Here is a 6,659-nt window from a genome sequence, read left to right as displayed (position 1 = left end):
CCCCCCCCCCCCCCCCCCCCCCCCCCCCCCCCCCCCCCCCCCCACCCCCCCCCCCCCCCCCCCCCCCCCCCCCCCCCCCCCCCCCCCCCCCCCCACTACCGGTCATCTTTCAGGCGTTGCCTTCACCGCCGGCCAAAACACGGTGCCAGCCTTCCACGCCCAGCTGGTCCAGCGTGGCGATGTTGCGCTCGACGATCACGTCCGGGTCCGGGAACGCTGCCACCGCACGCTCAACGCTGTCTTCGCGCAGCAGGTGCAGGGTCGGGTAGGGCGAACGGTTGGTGTAGTTGCTCACATCGTCCGGCGCAGCACCGGCGAACTGGTACTGCGGATGGAAACTGGCTACCTGCAGGATGCCCTGCAGATCCAACGCTTCCACCGCCGCATCGGCGTTTTCCAGGAAATCGTTGTAGTCCAGGAAATCACTGAGAACCTCCGGGTGGATGATCAGCGTGGTGTCGACCTGCTCAACCGGAGTGTCACGCAATAGCAGCAGCTCTTCGGCCAGCTGCTCCAGCAGCGCCTCCGGCGTGGTCGCATCACTGAGCACGAAACGGACCTGGTTCTTGACGTAGACCGCCTTGGCGAACGGGCACAGGTTCAATCCGATCACCGCTTTTTCCAGCCAGTTGCGGGTGACGGCGATGGGATCGATGGCGGCTTCTTCGTTCATGGCTGGCGCTCAGGCTGGCAGGGCAGGCGATTGTAGTGGTCCTCGGCGTTGGCTGCCGTCGTGCTGTCATCGCAATGGCGTTCACTGTCCACAAACTGGACAGCGTGCATTGTTGAAATTCCCATGCTTTCAGCGGCTTGCAAGGTTCTCGCCGAAGGCTAATAGGCAGTTGCCGGGCGCAGGTATTCAATGTCGGCACAGACCACGCTAGGAGTACAGGCAATGGCAGAACAGGCATTTCTTCCCCCCGCGTTGTGGGTGAGCAAGCAGTTTGATGGTCAATGGCAGGCCGGTAGCAGCCAGCAGGATGTGATCGAGCCGGCCACCGGCAAGGTGCTCGGCAGCATCGCAATGGCCGACCCGGCGCAGATCGCGCGCTCGGCGGCTGCTGCCGCCAAGGCGCAACGTGACTGGGCCAATGCGCCCTATGAAACCCGCGCGCAGGTCTTGCGCCGTGCCGCGCAGCTGGCCGATGAACATGCCGCCGAGATCATCGACTGGCTGGTGCGTGAGTCCGGTTCGACCAAGCTCAAGGCCGGCTTTGAGAACAAGGTAAGCACCAAGGCCCTACAGGAGGCTGCAGCGCTGCCCTCGCGAAGCGTTGGCGAGATCCTGCCGTCCGCATCTGGGCGCTTGAATCTGGCACGCCGCCGCCCGCTGGGCGTGGTCGGAGTGATCTCCCCATTCAACTTCCCCTTGTACCTGGCGATGCGCGCGGTAGCGCCAGCGCTGGCGCTGGGCAATGCGGTGGTGCTCAAGCCCGATCCGCGCACAGCGGTCTGCGGTGGCTTTGTTATCGCCCGCCTGTTTGAACTGGCTGGGCTTCCGGCAGGTGTATTGCATGTGCTGCCCGGTGATGGCGCAGCAGGTGCGGCGCTGACCAGTGATCCGAATATCGCCATGATCCAGTTCACCGGCTCCACCGCTGCCGGCCGCAAGGTCGGTGAAGCAGCTGGCCGGCATTTGAAGAAAGTGTCGCTGGAGCTCGGCGGCAAGAATGCGTTGATCGTGCTCGACGATGCCGACATCGACCTGGCCATCGCCAATACCGCGTGGGGCGTCTATCTGCATCAGGGGCAGATCTGCATGGCCACCGGTCGCGTGCTGGTTCAACGCGGTATCTATGCGCAGTTCCTGGAGAAGCTCATCGCCAAGGCGCAGTCGCTGACCGTTGGCGACCCAGCCCAGGCTGATGTTGCGCTCGGCCCATTGATCAACGTACAGCAGCGTGACCATGCCGCGCGCGTGGTGGCCGAGGCCGCAGCGGCCGGCGCAACGCTGGAAACCGGCGGGACCTATCAGGATCTGTTCTTCGAACCGACCGTGCTCAGCGGCGTGGACAAGACCAATCCTGCGTTCCGCGCGGAGATCTTCGCACCGGTGGCGGTGGTGGTGCCCTTCGACAGCGATGAAGAAGCCGCAGCGCTGGCCAACGACACCGAGTACGGCCTGTCGATGGCCATCGTCTCCAGCAATGTCGGCCGTGCGTTGAAGCTGGGCGAACAGCTGCATACCGGCATCCTGCATATCAACGACCAGACCGTGAATGACGAAGTCATCAATCCGTTTGGTGGCATTGGCGCCTCCGGCAATGGCAGCAGCATCGGCGGCCCGGCCAATATCGAAGAGTTCACCCAATGGCAATGGCTGACCATCAAAGGTGAAGCCCCGGCCTATCCGCTCTGAACAGGAGAAACCCATGAGTGCATCTGCAGAACTGCGTGACATCACCGTGGCGGTGGTGCGCGAGAAGGAAAAGCCGTTCACCATCGAGCAAGCGCGCATCCGCGGCCCCAAGGATGACGAGGTGCTGGTGCGCGTCGTTGCTACCGGCCTGTGCCATACCGACCTGATCGTGCGCGACCAGTACTACCCGGTGCCGTTGCCGGCGGTGCTGGGCCATGAAGGTGCTGGCGTGATCGAAGCGCTGGGTCCGGGCGTCAAGGATCTGAAGGTCGGCGACCATGTGGTGCTCACCTACGGTGCCTGTGGCCACTGCAATCCCTGCAGCGGTGGGCATGGTGCGTACTGCAAGGACTTTTTCGGCCTGAACTTCGGCGGTGGTGAACTGGACGGCAGCACCGCCATCCAGGACCCGCACGGTCAGCCGCTGCACGATCACTTCTTCGCCCAGTCCTCGTTTGCGACCTATGCGCTCAGCCGCGAGAACAATGCGATCAAGGTGCCCGAGGATGCACCGCTGGAGCTGCTGGGCCCGCTGGGCTGTGGCATCCAGACCGGTGCCGGTGCGGTGATCAACTCGCTCAAGGTTGGCGCTGGCAGCAGCTTCGCTTCCTATGGCGCGGGTGCGGTCGGCCTGAGTGCGGTGATGGCCGCACGCGTGGCCGGCGCCACCACCATCATCGCCATCGATGTGGTGCCGTCGCGATTGGAGCTGGCCAAGGAGCTGGGTGCCACCCACACGATCAACAGCCGCGAGGTGGATGTGATCGAGGCGGTGCGTGCCATCAGTGGTGGCGGTGTTGATTTCGCGCTGGAGTCCACCGGTCGCCCGGAGGTGTTGGAGCAGGGCATCGAGGCATTGGCCGGTCTGGGTGTGATCGGCGTGGTGGGTGCGCCCAAGCTGGGCACCAAGGCCGCGTTCGACATCAACAACCTGCTGCTGGGCGGCCGCAGCATCCGCGGCATCGTCGAAGGTGACAGTGTGCCCAAGGTGTTCATTCCGCAGCTGGTACAGCTGTACCAGCAGGGCCGCTTCCCGTTCGACAAGCTGGTCAAGTTCTATCCGCTGGAGCAGATCAACCAGGCGGCCGAAGACAGCACCAAGGGCATCACCTTGAAGCCGATTCTCAAGATCGGTTGATGGAACAAACCGTCGCGGGCCGGGCGGGCCCGCGATGGCGATTCAGTCAGCGAGCGAGGTGTAGGCTGGGCGCAGTTGTCTGGAGGACGCCCATGGCCACCACGCTCGTGCAACAGCAGCAACGCCTTGCAGTGGCACGGCAGCGTTTTGCCGAAGGTGGCAGCCTGCCTGCGCAACTGCTGCCACCGGCGCTGCTGCGCTCCTGGGAGCGCTCGCGGCAAGCGGGCGTGCGCCCGCAGCAGGCGCCGCAGTATTCGTCGCTGGCGCACCGCAAGCTGCGTCTGGACGATCCGGCAGACCGCTTGCTTGCCCGTTGCGTACGCCAGGACATGGACGATCTATGGGCGGCGTTCGGTGGCCGACGTTGGACCCTGTTCTGCGTCAACCGTGATGGTCTGATCATCGCCCAGCGTGAACACGGCCTGGGCGATGAAGCGATATTGCGGCCGATCCAGGTTGGCCGGCGCGTGCGCGAAATCGAGATCGGCACCACCGCACCGTCCTGTGCACTGGCCGAGGATGCGCCGGCGCTGGTACGCGGCAACGAGCATTACCTTGATGAGTTTTCGCAGGTCTATTGCCTGAGCGTGCCGCTGCACGGTGCCGACGGCGAAGTGCTGGGTGCACTGGATATCACCGGCATCGGCGAGCGTGACAGCGAGTTGTTGCGTGGTTACTTCCGCCAGGCCGCGTTGTCGATCGAGAACCAGCTTATCCAGCAGCAGCGTGATTGCCATCTACTGGCCGTGCAGCACGATGCGCGTTGGTTGGGCACGCCGCTGCAGGGTGTTTTGGCGGTGGGCGAGGACGGCCGGCTGCGTGCCGCCAACAGCGTGGCGCGACGCATTCTTGGGCTGCCGCGCAGCGGCGCCTTGCCATTGATGACCTTGGACGGCGTGTTTGCCGAAGCCAGCGTGCACCAGCGCCGCCGTCTGTTGCAGGCAGGGCCGGTACATCGGGTGCCGCTGCGTGCGGACAGTGCCTTGCAGGTGCAGTATCTGCGCGGGCCGGTACGCGCGCGTGCCAGTACGCAGACGGTGGCGATGGCAGCGGCGAGTTCGTTGCGTGTGCAGGGGGTACAGGCGGTACGTGAAGCGGTGGCTGCGCATGCTGGCAATCTCAGCGCCGCGGCACGTCAGCTGGGTATTTCGCGCACCACCCTGTACCGCAAGCTGCAGCAGGCCGGTTGAGCCTGCTGCAGCGGGTTTACATCAGTCGCGGAAGTTGTCGAACTGCAGCGGCTGTTCGAAGTCGCCCTTCTTCAGCAGTGCCATCACTTCCTGCAGGTCATCGCGCTTCTTGCCGTTGACGCGCAGCTTGTCGCCGTTGATCTGGGTGTCGACCTTGATCTTGGATTCCTTGATCTTGGCGGCGATCTGCTTGGCCAGCTTCTGCTCGATACCCTGCTTGACCGTCACCTGCTGGCGCGCGCCACCCAGGTTGGTCTCGATGTCGCCGAATTCCATGCAACGGAAGTCGATGTTACGCGCGGCCAGGCGCTGCTTGAGGATGTCCGACATCTGCTTGAGCTGGAAATCGGTAGGCGCGGTGAGCTTGATCAGCTTCTCGCCATCCTGCTCGAAACTTGCGGCCACGCCCTTGAAATCGAAGCGGGTGGACAGCTCGCGGTTGGCCTGGTCGATGGCGTTGGTCAGCTCGTGCTTGTCAACTTCGGATACGACGTCAAAAGAAGGCATGGGGCCTGCTCCAATCAGAAAATCAGGCGCCATTCTAGGCGATTGGCGGGGAGGGGATGGTGGAGGTTGCCGCTGCCGTTGCCGCTGCCGCTGCCGCTGCCGTTGCCGTTGCCCTTGGCCTTGGCCTTGCTTGCTTTCAGCTCGTCATTCCCGCGTAGGCGGGAATCGCTCCTGTTCTTGCTCGTGCATTTGCTGTGCTTTGGCTCTTCTTCCGTTCGGAAGAATCAAAGCCAGAACCAAGAGCCACAGCCAAGAGCCACAGCCAAGAGCGATTCCCGCCTACGCGGGAATGACGAGCTAGGGGCGAAGGCCAGAGCAACAGCCAGAGCCAGAACCAGAACCAGAACCAGAGCAACAGCAACAGCCGCTCACAACCCCAGCCGCAACTGCACCTCAGCCGCGATCCGGGTGGTCTCACGCAAAGGTTCGACCGCCACATTCGGATCAGCATCAAAAGCCGCCAGCCCATCCAACAGCCGACCACGCTCCCGCAAGGCCTGCTGAAAGGACGCCATCCGCTCCTGCGCACGTGTACCCAGCAACACCCCAACCGGCACGCGGGTGGCGCAGGCTTCCGACAACAGGTTGACTGAGTCCGGGGTGCAGACAATGCGGTCGGCCCAGCCCAGCAACCCGGCATAAGGATTGGAGCCGTCACCGCCATCGGCCCAGATCACGCCGGGCACATCGTCGAAGGCGCGCAGCAGGGCGGCCGTCACCGCGCGCGGGGTACGCCGCGAGGTGGTGGCCAGCACGCTGCCGCCGTCAGCGCGGATGCGCGCGGCCAGTTGCTGGAACAGCGGCTGGATGTCGCTGTCCTGCCACGGTGCGTGGTCAGTAGGGCCTCCCACCAGCAAGGCGGTGCGCGGCCCGGGCAGCTGCTCGAAGCTGGAGAACGCGGCCCGGCCCCAGGCCAGCCAGTCATCGCTGACCGGGTTGAGGCTGCCCAGCAGGGTGAGCACGTTGTCCGCGCGCAGGCGGTCGTGCTCGGGCACCACCAGCAGGTCCCAGTGGCGCGGGGAAATACGTGGGTCGAGGATCTGCACGGTGCGGCTGCCGTGTTGGCCCAGCACCCGCAATGCGCCAGCGGCCTGCCGGCCACAGCCAATCGCCAGCGCCGGCGCATTGCCAGCCAACTGCGCGAACTGCGGTCCAAAGCCGCGCCCAGCGCCCGGCAGCAGGCGCGGCGCCAGCCAGCGCCAGGGTGCCTGCGGCTGCAGCTGCAGGCGTTGCTGACCACCAAGGCCCAGCGCAGACGCCAGCGCCACCGCCTGGCGCACATTGCCGGCGCGGCCGTCGGTGATCGTCCAAGGGAGCGTCGATCGTTTCGCGTATGGCATTAATTCGTTTCAAAAAGGCTGGGTGTTGCAACAGCCAGAGGGCTCTACACTGCGACCTCTGATCGGCGTGTCATTGTCCCGGGCTGACCGGTGCAATGTCACGACCGTAGCCAATTCATCACGGA

General features: G+C 64.6%; 6 protein-coding genes. 3 read left to right on the top strand and 3 right to left on the bottom strand.

Going from position 1 to position 6,659, the window contains the following annotated elements:
* Positions 1–109: 109 nt before the first annotated feature.
* Complete coding sequence (locus tag ACVOLZ_RS18230; RefSeq protein ID WP_481517356.1) at positions 110–673, bottom strand: DUF1415 domain-containing protein; 564 nt, start codon at positions 671–673, stop codon at positions 110–112.
* 222 nt (positions 674–895) lie between these two features.
* Between ACVOLZ_RS18230 and ACVOLZ_RS18225 the strand changes: the two genes are divergently transcribed.
* From ACVOLZ_RS18225 to ACVOLZ_RS18215, 3 genes are all read left to right on the top strand, one after another.
* Positions 896–2,359, top strand: coding sequence for a benzaldehyde dehydrogenase (locus tag ACVOLZ_RS18225; RefSeq protein WP_481517355.1), 1,464 nt, complete (start codon positions 896–898; stop codon positions 2,357–2,359).
* Between the two features lie 13 nt (positions 2,360–2,372).
* Positions 2,373–3,497: an NAD(P)-dependent alcohol dehydrogenase gene (locus ACVOLZ_RS18220; protein WP_481517354.1), complete on the top strand. Its 1,125-nt coding sequence runs from the start codon at positions 2,373–2,375 to the stop codon at positions 3,495–3,497.
* 92 nt (positions 3,498–3,589) lie between these two features.
* Positions 3,590–4,687, top strand: a complete 1,098-nt coding sequence (locus ACVOLZ_RS18215) for a helix-turn-helix domain-containing protein (protein WP_481517353.1) — start codon at positions 3,590–3,592, stop codon at positions 4,685–4,687.
* A 21-nt stretch (positions 4,688–4,708) separates the two neighbouring features.
* On the opposite strand, the gene ACVOLZ_RS18210 is transcribed toward ACVOLZ_RS18215, so the two are convergent.
* Together ACVOLZ_RS18210 and ACVOLZ_RS18205 are read right to left on the bottom strand one after the other, a co-directional pair.
* The gene (locus tag ACVOLZ_RS18210; protein ID WP_293705345.1) at positions 4,709–5,194 is read right to left on the bottom strand and encodes a YajQ family cyclic di-GMP-binding protein; all 486 of its coding nucleotides are present in this window, start codon (positions 5,192–5,194) and stop codon (positions 4,709–4,711) included.
* A gap of 368 nt (positions 5,195–5,562) precedes the next feature.
* Positions 5,563–6,534, bottom strand: a complete 972-nt coding sequence (locus tag ACVOLZ_RS18205) for a mitochondrial fission ELM1 family protein (protein ID WP_481517352.1) — start codon at positions 6,532–6,534, stop codon at positions 5,563–5,565.
* Positions 6,535–6,659: the final 125 nt, after the last annotated feature.

This window comes from Stenotrophomonas sp. STEN020, assembly GCF_056760195.1.
Note: the sequence above shows the minus strand (reverse complement) of the source record. Positions and strands in the feature narration are given on the sequence as shown.